This window comes from Marinobacter lacisalsi, assembly GCF_042651045.1.
GTDB lineage: Bacteria > Pseudomonadota > Gammaproteobacteria > Pseudomonadales > Oleiphilaceae > Marinobacter > Marinobacter lacisalsi.
This window is the reverse complement of the sequence record NZ_JBHSDI010000011.1, coordinates 58160-74622: the sequence shown is the minus strand read 5'-3', so window position 1 is coordinate 74622 and position 16463 is coordinate 58160. Positions and strand designations below refer to the sequence as shown.

The window sequence follows — 16463 nt, the reverse complement described above, 5'->3', positions numbered from 1 at the left end:
CGGGAGATCTTGCCACGGACATACACGGACAAAAAGAAAGAGTCTTCTATTTTCGTCGGTGAGTGTCCGTGTCGTCCGTGGCTATCTTCGTCTTTGTTTCGTGTTCTTTCGTGGATTTCGTGGCAAAAAAACCTATTTCTTCTTGTCCCGAGGCACCCAGCGGCCGTTCTCATACCACGCTGACCAGCCTGTCGCCTTGCCGTCCTTTTCGGACATGACGTACTGCTCCTTGGTCTTGCGGCTGTAGCGGATAACGGTAGGATTGCCCTCAGGGTCCTTCTCCGGCGCATCCATCAGGAAATCGTACTTGGGATCGATCTCCTTGCGGTGGGGCTTGATCTCCATGACCAGCGGCGGACGGGTTTCCCGATTCTTGGGGAACTTGCTGGCCGCCAGGAAGAGACCGGAGGCCCCGTCACGCAGTACGTAGGTGTCATCCACCTTCTGGCACTGCAGTTCGGGCATGGGGACCGGGTCCATCTTGGGGGGCGCCGGCTCACCGCTCTTCAGCAGTTTGCGGGTATTCTTGCACTCGGTGTTGGTACAACCGAAGTACTTGCCGAAACGTCCTGTCTTCAGCTGCATCTCGGAACCGCACTTGTCGCATTCAAGCGTCGGGCCGTCATAACCCTTGATGCGGAACGTGCCCTCTTCCACCTCGTAGCCTGAACAATCCGGGTTGTTGCCACAGATGTGCAGCTTGCGTTTTTCGTCAATCAGATAGCTGTCCATGGCCGTGCCGCATTTGGGACAGCGGCGTTTCTTTCGTAGCAGACGGCTTTCGCCCTCGCCTTCGACGTCGTCTTCGGCGCTGACCACTTCGTCACCAGACACCAGGTTGATGGTGGTTTTGCAGCGCTCCTTCGGCGGCAACGAATAGCCCGAGCAACCCAGGAAGACACCGGTACTGGCGACACGGATCTGCATGTTTCTGCCGCAGCTGGGGCACGGAATATCGGTTTCCGTGGGGGTATTGCTGCGCATACCACCCTCGGATTTCTGGGCTTCCTCCAGTTGCTGACGGAAGCGGGCGTAGAAATCGTTGAGGACCTTTTTCCAGTCTTCGTCCCCTTCGGCAATTTCATCCAGCTCGTCTTCCATGCGCGCGGTGAAGTCGAAGTCCATCAGGTTGGGGAAAGACTCCGTCAGCCGTTCGGTGACGATATCCCCCATCTTTTCCGCATAGAACCGGCGGTTCTGCAGTCGCACATAGCCGCGATCCTGGATGGTGGAGATGATCGAAGCGTAGGTGGAAGGCCGGCCAATGCCCTGCTTTTCCAGTTCCTTGACCAGGCTGGCTTCCGTATAGCGCGGTGCCGGCTTGGTGAAGTGCTGGCTGGGGTCCAGCCTGGCCAGATCGAGCACCTCGTCCACCTTGATATCCGGCAGGGCCACGTCCTCGTCTTTCTTGGCGGACTGGGGCGCCGCCTTCAGGAAGCCCTCGAATTTGATGATACGACCACGGGTACGCAGCTCGTAGTCACCGTTAGCGACCATGATAGACGTGCTGAGGAACTCTGCGTCGGCCATCTGGCAGGCAATAAACTGGCGCCAGATGAGTTCATACAGTTTCTCGGCATCTTTTTCCAGACCACTGATATCACTAGGCCTTCGCGTAACCTCGGTCGGGCGAATGGCTTCGTGGGCCTCCTGGGCTCCTTCCTTGCTGCCGTAGATCCGGGGCGAATCCGGCAGGTATCGGTCACCGAACTGTTTGCCAATATAGGCGCGGGCGCCGGCAACGGCGTCCTGGCTCAGGTTGGTGGAATCTGTCCGCATGTAGGTGATGTAGCCGGCCTCATACAGGCGCTGGGCCAGCATCATGGTCTTCTTCACGGTGAAGCCCATGCGGTTACTTGCCGCCTGCTGCAGTGTCGACGTAATAAAGGGCGCGGACGGCCGGGAGCGGGTGGGCTTGTCTTCCCGCTTGGCAACACGGAACTCACCCTGTTTCAACCGGGCGACATGCTCGTTGCTCTGCTTTTCGTTCTCTGGCCGGTAGGTCTTGTCCTGGTAACGGGTCGTCTCGAAGCGGACCGCGGAAGCCCCTTTTTTCAGGTCCGCATGCAACTGCCAGTATTCTTCCGGCACGAAGCTGCGAATTTCCTTTTCCCGCTCCACAATCAGGCGTACCGCCACCGACTGCACGCGCCCGGCGGACAGGCCGCGGGCAACCTTGGACCACAGCAGCGGCGACACCATATAACCCACCACCCGGTCGAGGAATCGACGGGCCTGCTGGGCGTTGACACGGTTGGTATCCACACTGCCGGGGTCTTCGAAGGCGGCCTGGATGGCACGCTTGGTAATCTCGTTAAAGACCACGCGGCGATACTTGTCGGATTCCCCGCCTATGGTCTCCCGCAGGTGCCAGGCAATGGCCTCCCCTTCCCTGTCCAGATCCGTTGCCAGATAGACATGGTCGGCATTTTTGGCCAGGCGCTTGAGCTCGCTGACCACTTTTTCCTTGCCCGGAAGGATCTCGTAACGGGCCTGCCAGTCGTGCTCCGGGTCGACCCCCATACGGGCGATCAACTGCTCCCGGGCCTTGCGCTTCTTGTAGGCCGCCTTTTCCTCCGGATCCATCTTGCGGGTCTGGGCTGCCTGACGGGCCCGTTCCTTGGGGTCGGACGTGGAACCGCTGCCACTGACGGGAAGATCGCGAATATGACCAACGCTGGACTTTACGATGTAGTCGTTGCCCAGATACTTGTTGATGGTCTTCGCTTTGGCTGGCGACTCGACGATAACGAGACTTTTACCCATATCAGAGACATTACCCCTGGAAACAGTTCAATAAACAGCCATACCCCAAACCGCAAGAAAAATCAGCCAACTGGAAGGCCTGCGGCGGCTGGCCGGATCGCATAGGTGCACTGTTTTACAGTGTCAGCAAATTCAAGACAACCCATTCTTTGATTTTTGGTAAACGTGGCGCAGCACCCCATGCACCTTTTCATAAAAGGAGCCACTGCTCCTTTTTACAAGTCCTAATGAAAAAGCCCGGCACGGGGCCGGGCTTGATCGGTGCGGCTTCCAGGCTGGTCGCTCAGGGATTCAGCCCGGAACACCGCAGCCACGACGGGGCGTCAGATACGCTCCCAGACGGTAGCGATACCCTGACCCAGGCCAATACACATGGTGGATACGCCCAGATCGCCACCACGGGCCTGCATGATATGCAGCAGGGTGGTGGAGATCCGCGCGCCGGAGCATCCCAGCGGATGCCCAAGAGCGATGGCGCCGCCATTGAGGTTGACCTTCTTGTCCATTACATCCAGCAGCTTGAGGTCCTTCAGCACCGGCAGGGACTGCCCGGCGAACGCTTCATTAAGCTCCCAGAAATCGATGTCGTCGATGGTCAGACCGGCACGCTTCAGCGCCTTTTTGGTAGCAGGTACCGGGCCATACCCCATGATGGCGGGGTCAACACCGGCAACAGCCATACCACGGATCTTCGCGATCGGAGTCAGCCCAAGATCCTGGGCCTTCTCGGCGGACATCATCAACATGGCTGACGCGCCGTCGGTCAGCTGGGAGGACGTACCCGCCGTGACGGTGCCCTGCTTTGGATCAAAAGCCGGCTTCAGCTGCCCCAGGGACTCCGCAGTCGTCTCGGGACGAATGGTCTCGTCATCCTCAATCAGCTTCACGAAACCGTTCTCGTCGTGACCTTCGATGGGCACAATCTCGTTCTTGAAACGACCTTCCAGGGTCGCCTCATGGGCCAGACGGTGAGAACGAGCGCCAAACTCGTCCTGCTGCTCACGACTGATGCCGTGCATTTTCGCCAGCATTTCTGCGGTCAGGCCCATCATGTTGGACGCCTTGGCAGAGTACTTTGACGACGCCGGGTTGTGGTCGAAGCCTTCGGTCATGGGAACGTGGCCCATGTGCTCGACACCGCCGATCACGAACACGTCGCCGTTGCCGGTCTGAATCGCCTGGGCCGCGGTGTGGATCGCGGTCATGGACGAGCCGCACAGGCGGTTCACGGTCTGGGCACCTGCTTCGTGAGGTACTTTGGTCAGCAGGGAGATGTGGCGGGCCACGTTGAAACCCTGCTCCTTGGTCTGGTTGACCGCACCCCAGATCACGTCTTCCACGTCTTTCGGGTTGACCTTGGGGTTACGCTCCAGCAGTGCATCAATCAGCGCGGCGGACAACGTCTCTGCGCGAACGTTGCGGAAGCAGCCGTTCTTGGCGCGACCCATCGGAGTCCGCACGCAATCCACTACCACTACGTCTCTCGGATTAAGGCTCATAGATCTTTCTCCGTTCGGAAATCTCGTTCAGTCGCCCCTGAACTCGCGCCGAAGAGTGTCTGGCGCTCAGGGGCTCCCCTGGGGTTCAACCGAAGAACGTCTCGCCGTTCTTGGCCATTTCACGCAGCTTCTCGGTCGGGTGGTACAACGGACCCAGGTCTGCATACTTGTCTGCCAGCTCGACGAACTTGTCGACGCCCATATCATCGATGTAGCGCAGGGCGCCACCGCGGAACGGAGGGAAGCCGATGCCATAGATCAGGCCCATATCCGCATCCGCCGGCTCCTCGACAATGCCGTCTTCCAGGCAGCGAACGGTTTCCATGCACAGGGGGATCATCATGCGGGCGATGATATCCTCGTCGGTAAGGTCTTTCTTTTCCTTGACCACAGGTTCAAGCAGTTTATAGGTTTCTTCGTCTACCACCTTCTTCTGCTTGCCTTTCTTGTCTTCCTCGTAGGCGTAGAAGCCCTTGCCGTTCTTCTGACCGTACCGGTCGTTCTCGAACATCACGTCGATGCCGGACTTCCAGTCGGTCTTCATGCGGTCCGGGAAGCCTTCCGCCATCACTTCGTTGGCGTGCTTGCCGGTGTCCATGCCCACCACATCCAGCAGGTAGGCCGGGCCCATGGGCCAGCCGAAGTTTTCCATGACCTTGTCGACCCGCTGGAAGTCGGCACCATCGCGTACCAGACCGGCAAAGCCGCCGAAGTACGGGAACAGTACCCGGTTCACCAGGAAGCCCGGGCAGTTGTTGACCACAATCGGCGTCTTGCCCATGGCCTTGGCGTAGGCAACGGTGGTGGCAATGGCCCGATCACTGGTTTTCTCGCCGCGGATAACCTCAACCAGCGGCATCATCGGTACCGGGTTGAAGAAATGCATGCCACAGAAGTTTTCCGGGCGTTTCAGGTTCTTGGACAGGGTATCGATGGAAATGGTAGAGGTGTTGGAGGTGACAATGGTGTCCTCGGAGACCTGGTCTTCCACTTCCCGCAGCACCGAATCCTTCACCTTGACGTTCTCGACAACCGCCTCGACAACGATGTCGACGTTGCCGAAATCGCCGTAGGTCAGCGTTGGCCGGATGTTGTTCAGGGCGTCCGCCATCTGCTCTGGCTTCATCTTGCCCTTGGCAACGCGCTTGCTGAGCAGTTTCTTGGCCTCTTTCAGGCCCAGGGCGATACCGTCTTCGTTGATATCCTTCATCAGGATGGGCGTGCCCTTGTAGGCAGACTGGTAGGCGATACCACCCCCCATGATGCCGGCACCCAGAACCGCCGCCTGCTTGACGTCAGCGGCTTCTTTTTCCCACTGCTTGGCCTTGGCCTTGAGCTTCTGGTCATTCAGGAACAGGCCAACAAGGCAGGCTGCAACATTGGTCTTCGCCATTTTGGCAAAACCTTTGGCTTCTACCTCAATCGCCTTGTCACGGGTAAGCCCGGCATGCTTCTGCATGACCTTGATGGCCTCCACCGGCGCGGGATAGTTCTTGCCCGCCTGACCGGCCACAAAACCTTTGGAGGTCTCGAAGGCCATCATGCTTTCCATGTTGTTCAGCTTGATCTTGCCTTTCTTTTCCTCGCGACGGGCCTGATAGTCCAGCTTGCCGTCGTTGCATTGGTCGATGATCGCCCGGGCGGCGTCCAGCAGTTTGCTGGCCGGCACCACCGCATCAACAGCGCCGGTCTTCAGCGCCTTATCGGCACGGTTCTCGGAACCCATGCAGATCCATTCGATGGCATAGTCAACGCCAATCAGGCGTGACAGGCGAACGGTGCCGCCAAAGCCCGGGAAAATACCCAGCTTGACTTCCGGCAGACCCACTTTTGCCTTGTCATCCATTACCCGGTAATCGGTCGCCAGGCCCATCTCGAAGCCACCACCCAGCGCCATGCCGTTAATGCAGGTCACGGTGGGGAAAGGCAGATCCTCAATGTCGTTGAATACAGCGTTGGCAGTGAGATTGTTGTTGATCAGGTCTTCTTCGGGACCGGCGAACAGCTCGGTAAATTCGGTGATGTCCGCGCCGACAATGAAACTGTCCTTGCCACTGGTTACCACCAGGCCCTTGAGGCCGGTCTGTGCCTTCAGTTTATCGGTGGCAGCACGCAGTTCCTCAATGGTGAGGCGATTGAACTTGTTGACTGACTCGCCCTGCAAGTCGAAGTTCAGTTGCGCAATTCCGCCTTCGATCTCTTTTACTGTGATGGCTTTACCTTCGTAAATCATCAACTGATCTCCAGTCTGTGTTGATTGCTGTGCCCTGTTCCGACCGCGCCGGAACCGGCGTTACAGCGGATTTTCGGTCACTGCCCTGGTGCATCGCCCGGCTACTCATTTCCTTCTACAGGAAACCCGGCGCCGCATGGTTCGATTCAAATTCATACAGTCGTTTGAATCTGGAGGGCACACCTTGTGAAAAAACTTCGATTTTGTCAACGAATTTGTGACATCAGGTTAACTAACATCGTAAAATGCACGTGAAGACAACTGCCTAAGTTTCCGGCAAAACTGCAAAATTCGGTAAAATCACGGAACGGGGTCGCAATCTGTAACAAACTGCTTGATTGGCCGTAGCGCTTAATTTAGCTTTGTGACGTGGATCCCGTCCATTCCAATAAGAAAGCGCACAGCTATGGAGTAACGCCCCAATGAATGACTCTCGCCTCCGAATCCATTCTGTACTGGCAGCGTTGGTTCTGCTGCTGGTCAGCTCCTTCCCGGCCCAGGCCGACGAAGGCTCCGATTTTCTGCGTGAACTCCACGAGTTCCGCCTCAACAACTTCATGGCCCTGAGCAACTATTACCGTTACAGCGCAACCGGCGACGCCTCCGCACAAGGCACCATCAGGGAATTGATGGGCGAAGCTACCCGCAACCTGCAGGCAGTCTCCGAAAGCAGCGCCAATGTTCTGAGCTCGGAACAGGTGGCCTCTCTCAGGACCGAGTTCAACACCTTCAGCCAGCTTATGGCCCAAAACGTCAGCGACGTAACCGAGATCGGCTATCCTGATCTGCGGCTGGTGGGCGAAATGGCCAACCAGGCGGTCAAGATGAGCAACGTTGCCCAGGAAGTCTATACGCAGGCCCGGGAGAGCTCCCAGACAACGATCAAGCCACAGGTGGAAACGGCACGCTCAGCCTCGGTGCTGATGGCGCAGATGCTGTCACGCTACGCCGCCCGTTCCTACAGCCCGGTAACCCAGACTTTCCAGGGGGCATCCGGTCTCGCGCCACTGGATCAGCAGGCACAGGAGCTGGACGCCCTGATCAGTGAATTCGTCGCCTCTGTCGGGCAAGGTGAACTCCAGCAGACAGCGGTCGAAATCCAGACCAAATGGGGTTTCATTAAAGACTCCTATATCAACTATAACAAGCAAAACGTGATCTTTGTGATTGAACGTTATTCCCGGGCCATTCTTGAAGAGTTCAACATGGCGGTAACTTCTCTTCAGAACGCCTGATACGCGGTACCGTTATCCATAGTCAGCGGGCCACCCAAAGGGTGGCCCGTTTTCGTTTATTTGACCACAGTCAGTTTACAGTGGTGTATATTTACCTAAAGTAGTGGGTAAATCCCTGAATCATTCAATGGGTTCCCATCTGCCCTACCCGAAAGGAGCTTTTCACTATGTCCGCGTACAACAAGATACTGGTGGCTATAGACCTCACGGAGGAAGCCCCGCAGGTGCTGAAGAAGGCGGTTGAGATTGCCAGACAGCACGAAGCGCAGCTGTTGCTGGCCCACGTCGTGGAACCTGTGGGATACGCCTACGGCGGTGACATTCCCATGGATCTGAGCGAGCTGCAGGATCAGCTGGACAAGGCAGCACGGGAACAGCTGGCGGCCTACGGCAAGGAATACAACATTGCTGAAGAAAACCAGATTGTCACCGTGGGCAGGCCGGAATCGGAAATACACCACCTGAGCGAAGACAAGGCGGTCGACCTGGTGATCGTGGGAAGCCATGGCCGCAGGGGCATCCAACTATTGCTGGGCTCCACCGCGAATGGTGTGCTCCATGGCGCCAAATGCGATGTTCTGGCCCTGCGGATCAACTGATTCCCTGCCGGGGGGCCAGGGCTGGCAGATAACGTCAGCCCTGCCCCCCGGCCTGCATCTCCTCAAGTTCCAGCCAGCGATTCATGGCCGATTCCAGCCTGGTTTCCGTATCCGTCAGTTCCTTGAGTACGCGATCGACGGTTTCCGGGTCCTGCTGATAGAAATCCGGCGCCGACACTTTGTCGTTCAGTGCCTCCACCCCGGACTCGAGCTCTTCAATCTGACGGGGCAACTGTTCCAGCTCGTGCTTGAGCTTGTAACTCAGCTTGGCGGGTCGCGCTGCTGCCGGTTTGGCACCGGCATCCGGGTCACGGGTGTCCGCTTCGGTATTCTGTTTGCCTGCCGACGCCCTGGACCGGGCCGGACTTTCTTCTGACGGAAACCGCCCACCCTGGCGGCGCCAGTCGGTATAGCCGCCCACGTATTCCCGCACCAGGCCGGAGCCATCCAGAAACACCGTATCGGTCGCGATGTTATCGAGGAATTCCCGGTCGTGACTGATCACGATCACAGTGCCGGCGAATTCCACCAGGCGCGCCTCCAACAGCTCGAGCGTTTCCACGTCCAGATCGTTGGTGGGCTCATCCAGCACCAGTATGTTGGCCGGTTTGCTGAACAGCTTCGCCAGTAACAGCCGCGCACGCTCACCACCGGAAAACACCCTGACCGGTGACCGGGCACGCTCGGGCGTGAACAGGAATTCCTGCAGGTATCCCAGGACATGTTTCTGCTGACCGTTGATCTCGATGAATTCCCGCCCTTCGGACAGGTTGTCCAGGGCGGTACGATCCAGGTCCAGCTCACCACGCAACTGGTCGAAATAGGCTACCTGGCGGTTAGTGCCCAGCCGGATACGCCCTTCAGATGGTTCCAGATCGCCAAGCAGCAGGCGGACCAGTGTGGTCTTGCCGGTCCCGTTTTCGCCCACCAGGCCAATCTTGTCGCCCCTGAGGATGGTCATGGTCAGGTCGCGGATAACAGCCTTTCCATCCGGATACCGGAAGCCAGCATTGATGGCATCCACCACCAGCTTGCCCGACCGCGAGGCATCCTCGACCGAGAAGCTGGCCGTCCCCACCCGCTCCCGACGTTTCTGACGCTCTTCCCGCATGGCCTTGAGCGCCCGCACCCGGCCCATATTTCGCGTCCGCCGTGCCTTGATGCCCTGGCGGATCCACGCCTCTTCCTGTTTCAGCCGTTTGTCGAACAGGGCATTCTGACGCTCCTCCTCTTCCAGGGCCTTTTCCTTGAGGTCCAGATAGCGGTCATAGGTGGCGGCAAAGCTCACCAGGTTGCCCCGGTCCAGCTCAACGATTCGAGTTGCTATGCGGCGGATAAAGGCCCGGTCGTGGGACACGAAGATGATCGCCCCGCGGAACTGCCCCAGCGCTTCCTCCAGCCAGGCAATAGCCGGCACATCCAGGTGGTTGGTGGGCTCATCCAGCAACAGGATGTCCGGTTCAGAGACCAGCGCCCTGGCCAGCAGAACCCGTCTCTGCCAGCCACCCGACAGGGTATTCAGGGTCTGGTCGGGGTCAATCCGGTATTGCTCCAGAATCGCGCTCACCTTCTGATCCAGACGCCAGCCATCCAGTGCCTCCAGTCGCTCCTGCACCTTCATCATACGGTCCAGGCTGGCCTCGTCTGCCTGCTGGGACAGGCGATGGAAGTCAGCCAGCAGCTCGCCAGTCTCAGGAAAGGCGCCTGAAACAACCTCGTAGGCCGTACGGGTATCATCCGAGGGCAGCATCTGGGGCAGTACCGACAACCTGGCACCGCTGTCCAGGCGGACCACACCACCGTCGGGCGTAACCTCCCCCGCAATAATCTTCAGCAGGGTGGACTTACCCTCACCATTACGGCCCAGCAGGCACACCCGCTCTCCCGGCTCCACCACCAATGAGGCATGATCCAGCAGTGGCTGCATCCCGTAGGCCAACGAAATTTCTTCCAGGGTCAGCAGTGGCATGAACGGAACGACTCCTATTATTTGACGGTAACCGGGTCCCCGACACGGAGAGTACCGGTATCCAGATGTACACCGTTGGCGCCGAAGATGACGCCGTTCTCGGTACGACGAAAGCCCGACAGGACTTTCAGGGGGTTCCCGTCCGGCGATCGCTCACCGGTGTCGGGGTCCACCGTGGTCATGATACAGCGACTACAGGGCTTGACCAGTTGCACAGGCACTTCGCCAAGCGCCACTGTCTTCCAGTGATCCTCCTCCCAGGGCCCCGCACCCTCAACCACGACATTGGGGCGGAAGCGCCGCATCTCAGCCAGCCAGGGCATCCGCCGGTTAAGATCGTCCAAAGACGCCTGGTTGGTCACCAGAAACGGAAACCCATCCGCAAAACTGACCGGGTGCTCCGCCTGCAACTGCTCATGTCGGACGGGACGGGTGACGGAATCGGGCATATGAACCAGTGTCACGGGGCTACCAAGAAACGCCGACACGGCGTTTGACGCACCCGGGAAAGCCTCCAGCACATCATCGACCTGATCCCGCCAGATGGTCACCTGACGTATTACCTCACCGACCCTGACCTCGACCTCGCCCTGACCAGGAATATCCAGAAACAGTCCCTCAACCCTGAGGTGAGGCCGGATCCTGGCCAATGCAGGATACTTGCGCTGGGTGACAAACCGGCCTTCCTCGTCCACCAGCATCCATCGCCGATCCCCGACCGGCCCGAAACGGTCCAGACGAAGTTCGGAGGTGGCGACACCCGCCAGAGATTTGACCGGATAGTAATATAGCGCTCTGATGTTCATTGGCATGGGATAGATGGCCTCGGCTAAGGGAACCGCGCCAGTATACTGAAGTCAGGGAAAGCTGAGGGCCCTGAAACGAAAAAACCCGGCCTTTCTGGCCGGGTTTTCGGAATCTGGAGCGGGAAACGAGACTCGAACTCGCGACCCCAACCTTGGCAAGGTTGTGCTCTACCAACTGAGCTATTCCCGCTTGGTTGTGAGGACTGCAACCTCTCAACGGCTGCGTATTCTACTGATCGGTCCGCAGCCGTCAACCGTTTTCATGAAATTTTCTTTGCAGCGTTCAGGGATAAGCCAGCCCCGTCTTCTCATCAGGTCGGATTCTGACCAAAGGTGCTGGCGCCGGCATTCAGGTAGGCCTTCTCCTCCGGGGTCGAAGGTCGTTTCATGGCCGCGTTCCGATGCGGGAAGCGGCCAAAACGCTGAATCACCGAGCGGTGATTGCGGGCGGATTCCAGGAAACTGCCGAGGAATACCCCCAGCGGACCATCATTGGCGGCGGCCAGCTGCTCATAGAGCTCCACTGAACGATCCTGATGAGGTCGCTTTTCCGCATGCTGCAAGGGCATATAGAAGAACGCTCGCATAATCGGTTCCAGGCGCACATCAGCACCTTCATTGAGCCCTTCCAGACACAGTGTCACCGCCTTGCGGTCGTTGGAAAACGCCATCGCCCCACCCCGATGGATATGACGGGTAAACTGGTCCAGCAGGATGATTTCCGCCAACCGTCCGCCCGCCTCCTGGCGCCATTGCTCCAGTCCGTTCTCCGAGGCAAACAGCACCATGGAAATGAAACGGCGCCGGATTTCCTGGTCAAATGCCCTGGATGAGCGGAACCAGCGCTCGCGGTGCTCACGGTCCGGCAGTCCATTTTCATCCAGTGAACCAAACCAGAAATCCAATAACTCGTGCCAGGCGAACATAATAACTCCGGAAGACATTGGAATTCGCAGTCGCAAACACGCAGTTATACACTGAAAACAGTTCAACCCAAAGGAGCGCTACTACCCATGACGGCAGCCACACGGATTCTATTACTGGCCCACGGCAGCAGCGACCGCCGCTGGTGCGAAACCTTCGAGGCACTGGCCGCCCCGACCCTGCGGTCCCTCCCCGAAGCCAGGGTAGCCTATATGGAGCTGGCAACGCCTTCCCTGGAGGATGAGGTTGGGAAGGCCGCTGCCGAAGGGATCACCCACGTTCAGGTGGTGCCACTGTTTCTGGCCGCCGGCCGCCATCTTCGCAAGGACGTTCCGGCAATGCTGGACGACTACCGGCAGCGCCACGGCATCAACATCACCCTGCTGCCCCCCATTGGTGAAGACCCGCGACTCGGCGACGCCCTGAAGGAAATTGTGCAGAGCAGCCTGGAGCAGAGCCATGACGGATAAACGCATACTGGTCACCGGCGGCACCGGCTTTATTGGCCGGGTGCTGTGCCCTAACCTGCTTGAAGCCGGCTACGAAGTGGACGTGCTCAGCCGGCAGAAACCGGAGGATGTACGCGCCATCTGTGGCCGCGTCACCCCCATTCGCCATCTTACCGGGCTCGGTGAACGCCCCGGTTATGACGCGGTTGTGAACCTCGCCGGTGAGGGCATTGCGGAAAAACGCTGGACCGAACCCCGCAAGCAGGTGCTGCGGGACAGCCGCATCGCCCTGACCCGGGAGCTGGTCTCGGCCCTGCTCAGCCATGAAAAGCTGCCCCACGTCATGGTGTCCGGGTCCGCCGTGGGCTACTACGGCGCCCAGGGCGAGGCCATCGTCACCGAAAAGAGCGCACCCAATGACGAATTCAGCCACCGCCTTTGTGCCGACTGGGAAAAAGCCGCCTCGCCTCTGACCGATCAGGGGGTTCGGGTCTGTTACTCGCGAACGGGTGTGGTGGCAGGTTCCGGGGGCGGCTTCCTGGAGCGGATGGTCCTGCCTTTCAAGCTCGGGCTCGGTGGTCGTATTGGCAATGGCAGCCAGTATATGCCATGGGTCCACCGGCAGGATGTGGTCAATGCGATCCTCTGGATGCTGTCAGAGGAGTCGGCCAGCGGGCCCTACAATGTGGTCAGCCCGAACCCGGTCACCAACCGTACCTTCACCCGCACCCTGGCGGACGTATTGGGGCGCCCCGCCCTGTTCCCGGTCCCCGCAACCGTCCTCAAACTGGCGCTGGGGGAGATGTCACGCCTGCTGCTGACCGGCCAGAGGGCCACGCCGGAACGTCTTGAACAGGAGGGCTTCCGCTTCACCTGGCCCGAACTGAAGCCTGCCCTGAAGGAGGCACTGGGCAAATAAGGTGCATTGAGAGTAAAGAAATCTGACATTTTTTCGGGTGTAAGAGTTGACACCCGCAAGGCGCATTCTTAATATACGCGCCACCTCGACGAGGCAACGGTTTGAGAAATGCGTCCCCTTCGTCTAGTGGCCTAGGACTCCGCCCTTTCACGGCGGCAACAGGGGTTCGAACCCCCTAGGGGACGCCACTCTTTCTCAATGGCCCTGATTCTTGTGCTTGTCGGTGGCTCTGGTTTTGGCATCATGCACCACAAACCATCCTACGGCGGCCATGAAGCCGACCATTAGCAGTACGGTTCCCACCCCGGCAATGACAACTCCGTCCATATACATAACAGGTCTCCTCTTCGACCAGTGACAACTCTGTAGTTCTCAAACCCTGCGTTCAGTTTCAGACTACTCTCGCCCCGGCGGTCCGGTCTTGACCTGCATCAAGCGGATTGTACCCGCCTACCCTTTGAATTTTTCTCGCTTTCTACGGCGTAGAGGACACAATTTCCTGAACTGGCTGCTATATTTTCATTGGCCACGCCGAAAACCATGTTCCGGTCTGTAGCGTGAGCCTCCATCGGCACCAGCAGTTCCTGGCGCGCCGGCAATGCATACAGGAAGCAGTTCAGTCAAACAGGATGCTCAGACCACTTTCGCGCCTCCAGCAATTCCGTCGCGGCTCGCCCCTGTCGTTCCGTTTGCTGACGTATATCCTGTTGTTCAGTTCCGTCTTCACGCTATTCGCATCCGGGCTGCAGATCTACAGTGATTTTCATAAGGATGTTTCCGCCATTGAGGAGCGTTTCCAGGTGGTGGAGAGCGGGTACCGTTCCAGCCTGTCACGAAGCCTCTGGGCCCTCGATCGAAACCTTCTGGATGTGCAGTTGGAGGGCATCCTCTCCCTGCCCGATATCATCCACCTGCGCCTGATGATCTACCCGGACTCGGAACTGGTCATGGGCGAACAGCCGGAGCGCAAAACCGCTACCCGGGAGCACAGCTTCGATATCTGGCATAACGACACCCTGGACACCGAACTGGGCAGGCTGACCGTGACCGCCTCGCTGGAACGTACCTATCGCGAACTGGAACAGAAGATATGGATCACCATTGCCACCCAGTTCGTAAAAACCTTCCTGACGTCCATCCTCATTGTCTGGATCTTCCAGGTGATGGTGACCAGGCACCTCAGTCATATGGCCCGTTATGCCCGCCGTTTCTCCCTGACCAACCTGGACCAGCCACTGACCCTGGAACGCGCGGATACCAGCCGCCACCGAAATGACGAGCTTGGTCAGGTCACCGACGCCTTCAACCAGATGCGCGAACGGCTGAAAGACGACCTTGAGCGGCGCAAGCAGGACGAGGAGGAAATACGGAAACTGTCCATGGCGGTGGAACAGAGCCCCTCCTCGGTGATGATCTGTGACCGCCAATGGAAGATCCAGTTCGTCAACCACAAGTTCAGCCAGCTTACCGGCTACCAGCCCACACAGGCTCTCGGCCAGCGCCCCGGCGACCTTGCCCTGGGCGCCCGTGCCGCCCGCGACAGTCAGCACCTGTGGCAGACCATCCGCATTCAGGTCCAGCGCGTGGGTGTCTGGCAGGGTGAAGTCAACAGCGTTCGCCGCAACGGCGAGCGGTACTGGGAACAGCTCATGGTCTCACCGATCAAGGATGAAAGCGGCCGCATCAGCCACTTCCTGGTCATCGGCGAAGACATCAGTATTCGCAAGCGCTACGAGCAACAACTGCTCCGGCAGGCAAACTACGACGTACTCACCGGCCTGCCCAACCGAATGCTGGCCCTTGACCGCCTGAAACTGGCCGTTGCCCAGGCACAACGGGAGAACGCCCTGGTCGGTGTCATGTTTCTGGACCTGGACAACTTCAAGCACATTAACGACACCATGGGTCATGATGCCGGCGACACCCTGCTGGTGGAGGCCTCACGACGGATTTCGTCCTGCCTGCGGGGCACCAGCACGGTAGCAAGGCTCGGTGGCGATGAGTTTCTGGTATTGCTGCCGGGCCTGAAGGACGAAAGTGGGGCCGAACAGGTCGCCGACCGCATACTGAAAGGCTTTGGCGCTCCTTTCCTGCTGAACGGCCAGGAAGTCTTCGTCACCACCAGTATCGGCATTGCCATTTACCCGTCGGACTCCGATAAAACCGGCACCCTGCTCCAGAATGCCGATGCCGCCATGTATGAGGCCAAGCACAAGGGCAAAAGTGCCTGGGAACGGTTTGCCCCGGAAATGGAAGAACTGTCCCATGAACGGCTTCAGATGGAGTCCCGCATGCGTCGGGCGCTGGAGCTGGAGGAGTTTGAATTGTGGTTCCAACCCATTATCAGTGCCGCGGATGGACAGGTCACAGGGGCCGAGGCCCTGCTGCGCTGGAACAGCCCCGTCATGGGGCTGGTCATGCCGGACCGGTTTATTCCTTTGGCGGAAGAAACCGGCATGATCATTCCCATTGGGCGCTGGGTACTCGAGCAGGCCTGCGCCGCCGCCAAACGTTGGGAGGAAGCCACGGGCAAGGCACTGAATATCGCGGTCAATGTATCGCCCAGGCAGTTCCGGGATCCTGAATTCGTGCATTCCACCCTGCAGATCCTGAGTGCTATCAATATGCCGGCCGAACGGCTGGAACTGGAGATCACCGAGCGCCTGCTACTGGACAACAGCATTGAGGCTGCAGCCATCCTCCAGGAACTGGATTCAGCCGGTATAAGACTGTCGGTTGACGATTTCGGGACCGGCTTCTCGGCGCTGAGCTATCTGAAGAGTTATCCGTTTGATGTGCTCAAGATCGACAAGTCCTTTGTGGCCGACGTGCTGGCCTCCAATGACAACTCGGCCCTGGTCAAGGCCATCATCAGCATGGCCCACAGCCTGAATCTGACGGTCGTGGCCGAGGGCGTCGAGGAAGAGGCCCAGGGCGACTTCCTGATCGCCAACGACTGCGACTTCGTCCAGGGCTACCACTACAGCCGCCCCGTTCCCGATGCCGATTTTCTGACCTGGCTCCGGGGACATTAGCGTTTGCCGGACCCGGGGCCTGTTCATGC

Annotated in this window: 12 protein-coding genes and 2 tRNA genes; 6 read left to right on the top strand and 8 right to left on the bottom strand. The window is 58.7% G+C overall.

Annotated elements, in window-relative coordinates; all coding sequences use genetic code 11:
* Positions 1–132: 132 nt before the first annotated feature.
* The 3 genes from topA to fadB form a co-directional block, all read right to left on the bottom strand.
* Entirely contained in the window at positions 133–2766 is a 2634-nt protein-coding gene (gene topA / locus ACFOZ5_RS07805; RefSeq protein WP_379886471.1) for a type I DNA topoisomerase, read from the bottom strand.
* Positions 2767–3089: 323 nt separating this feature from the next.
* A complete protein-coding gene (gene fadA, locus ACFOZ5_RS07800; protein WP_379886469.1) occupies positions 3090–4265 on the bottom strand; it encodes an acetyl-CoA C-acyltransferase FadA in 1176 nt (391 codons plus the stop codon).
* An 85-nt stretch (positions 4266–4350) separates the two neighbouring features.
* Positions 4351–6498: a fatty acid oxidation complex subunit alpha FadB gene (fadB, locus tag ACFOZ5_RS07795; RefSeq protein ID WP_379886468.1), complete on the bottom strand. Its 2148-nt coding sequence runs from the start codon at positions 6496–6498 to the stop codon at positions 4351–4353.
* 422 nt (positions 6499–6920) lie between these two features.
* On the opposite strand from fadB, the gene ACFOZ5_RS07790 reads away from it, so the two are divergent.
* Both ACFOZ5_RS07790 and ACFOZ5_RS07785 read left to right on the top strand, forming a co-directional pair.
* Positions 6921–7733 (top strand): hypothetical protein, encoded by an 813-nt coding sequence (locus tag ACFOZ5_RS07790; RefSeq protein ID WP_379886467.1) that lies wholly within the window; start codon positions 6921–6923, stop codon positions 7731–7733.
* 167 nt (positions 7734–7900) lie between these two features.
* The gene (locus tag ACFOZ5_RS07785; protein ID WP_379886466.1) at positions 7901–8332 is read left to right on the top strand and encodes a universal stress protein; all 432 of its coding nucleotides are present in this window, start codon (positions 7901–7903) and stop codon (positions 8330–8332) included.
* Between the two features lie 34 nt (positions 8333–8366).
* Here ACFOZ5_RS07785 and ACFOZ5_RS07780 read toward each other — a convergent pair whose 3' ends face one another.
* The 4 genes from ACFOZ5_RS07780 to ACFOZ5_RS07765 form a co-directional block, all read right to left on the bottom strand.
* Positions 8367–10301, bottom strand: coding sequence for an ATP-binding cassette domain-containing protein (locus tag ACFOZ5_RS07780; protein ID WP_379886465.1), 1935 nt, complete (start codon positions 10299–10301; stop codon positions 8367–8369).
* 17 nt (positions 10302–10318) lie between these two features.
* Positions 10319–11113 carry an MOSC domain-containing protein gene (locus ACFOZ5_RS07775; protein ID WP_379886464.1) on the bottom strand — a complete coding sequence of 265 codons (795 nt, stop codon included), beginning with the start codon at positions 11111–11113 and terminating at the stop codon, positions 10319–10321.
* Between the two features lie 108 nt (positions 11114–11221).
* Positions 11222–11297 (bottom strand) — tRNA-Gly (locus ACFOZ5_RS07770).
* A gap of 121 nt (positions 11298–11418) precedes the next feature.
* On the bottom strand, positions 11419–12033 hold the full coding sequence (locus ACFOZ5_RS07765) for a DUF924 family protein (RefSeq protein WP_379886463.1): 615 nt from the start codon (positions 12031–12033) through the stop codon (positions 11419–11421).
* Positions 12034–12120: 87 nt separating this feature from the next.
* Here ACFOZ5_RS07765 and ACFOZ5_RS07760 point away from each other — a divergent pair, with 87 nt between their 5' ends.
* The 3 genes from ACFOZ5_RS07760 (at position 12121) to ACFOZ5_RS07750 (ending at position 13587) form a co-directional block, all read left to right on the top strand.
* Complete coding sequence (locus tag ACFOZ5_RS07760; RefSeq protein ID WP_379886462.1) at positions 12121–12501, top strand: sirohydrochlorin chelatase; 381 nt, start codon at positions 12121–12123, stop codon at positions 12499–12501.
* Entirely contained in the window at positions 12491–13399 is a 909-nt protein-coding gene (locus ACFOZ5_RS07755) for a TIGR01777 family oxidoreductase (protein WP_379886461.1), read from the top strand. Before ACFOZ5_RS07760 ends, ACFOZ5_RS07755 begins: the two co-directional genes overlap by 11 nt.
* Positions 13400–13511: 112 nt before the next feature.
* Positions 13512–13587, top strand: a tRNA-Glu gene (locus ACFOZ5_RS07750).
* A gap of 7 nt (positions 13588–13594) precedes the next feature.
* Here ACFOZ5_RS07750 and ccoM read toward each other — a convergent pair.
* Positions 13595–13732 carry a cytochrome c oxidase subunit CcoM gene (gene ccoM / locus ACFOZ5_RS07745; RefSeq protein WP_379886460.1) on the bottom strand — a complete coding sequence of 46 codons (138 nt, stop codon included), beginning with the start codon at positions 13730–13732 and terminating at the stop codon, positions 13595–13597.
* A gap of 296 nt (positions 13733–14028) precedes the next feature.
* Here ccoM and ACFOZ5_RS07740 point away from each other — a divergent pair, with 296 nt between their 5' ends.
* A complete protein-coding gene (locus tag ACFOZ5_RS07740) occupies positions 14029–16434 on the top strand; it encodes a bifunctional diguanylate cyclase/phosphodiesterase (RefSeq protein ID WP_379886459.1) in 2406 nt (801 codons plus the stop codon).
* Positions 16435–16463: the final 29 nt, after the last annotated feature.

Coding starts and splice junctions, on each gene's coding strand:
- ACFOZ5_RS07755 (WP_379886461.1), top strand. CDS start 12,491: ATGACGGATAAACGCATACTGGTCACCGGCGGCACCGGCTTTATTGGC.
- ACFOZ5_RS07760 (WP_379886462.1), top strand. CDS start 12,121: ATGACGGCAGCCACACGGATTCTATTACTGGCCCACGGCAGCAGCGAC.
- fadA (WP_379886469.1), bottom strand. CDS start 4,265: ATGAGCCTTAATCCGAGAGACGTAGTGGTAGTGGATTGCGTGCGGACT.
- ACFOZ5_RS07775 (WP_379886464.1), bottom strand. CDS start 11,113: ATGCCAATGAACATCAGAGCGCTATATTACTATCCGGTCAAATCTCTG.
- ACFOZ5_RS07785 (WP_379886466.1), top strand. CDS start 7,901: ATGTCCGCGTACAACAAGATACTGGTGGCTATAGACCTCACGGAGGAA.
- ACFOZ5_RS07740 (WP_379886459.1), top strand. CDS start 14,029: ATGCTCAGACCACTTTCGCGCCTCCAGCAATTCCGTCGCGGCTCGCCC.
- ACFOZ5_RS07765 (WP_379886463.1), bottom strand. CDS start 12,033: ATGTTCGCCTGGCACGAGTTATTGGATTTCTGGTTTGGTTCACTGGAT.
- ACFOZ5_RS07780 (WP_379886465.1), bottom strand. CDS start 10,301: ATGCCACTGCTGACCCTGGAAGAAATTTCGTTGGCCTACGGGATGCAG.
- topA (WP_379886471.1), bottom strand. CDS start 2,766: ATGGGTAAAAGTCTCGTTATCGTCGAGTCGCCAGCCAAAGCGAAGACC.
- ccoM (WP_379886460.1), bottom strand. CDS start 13,732: ATGTATATGGACGGAGTTGTCATTGCCGGGGTGGGAACCGTACTGCTA.
- fadB (WP_379886468.1), bottom strand. CDS start 6,498: ATGATTTACGAAGGTAAAGCCATCACAGTAAAAGAGATCGAAGGCGGA.
- ACFOZ5_RS07790 (WP_379886467.1), top strand. CDS start 6,921: ATGAATGACTCTCGCCTCCGAATCCATTCTGTACTGGCAGCGTTGGTT.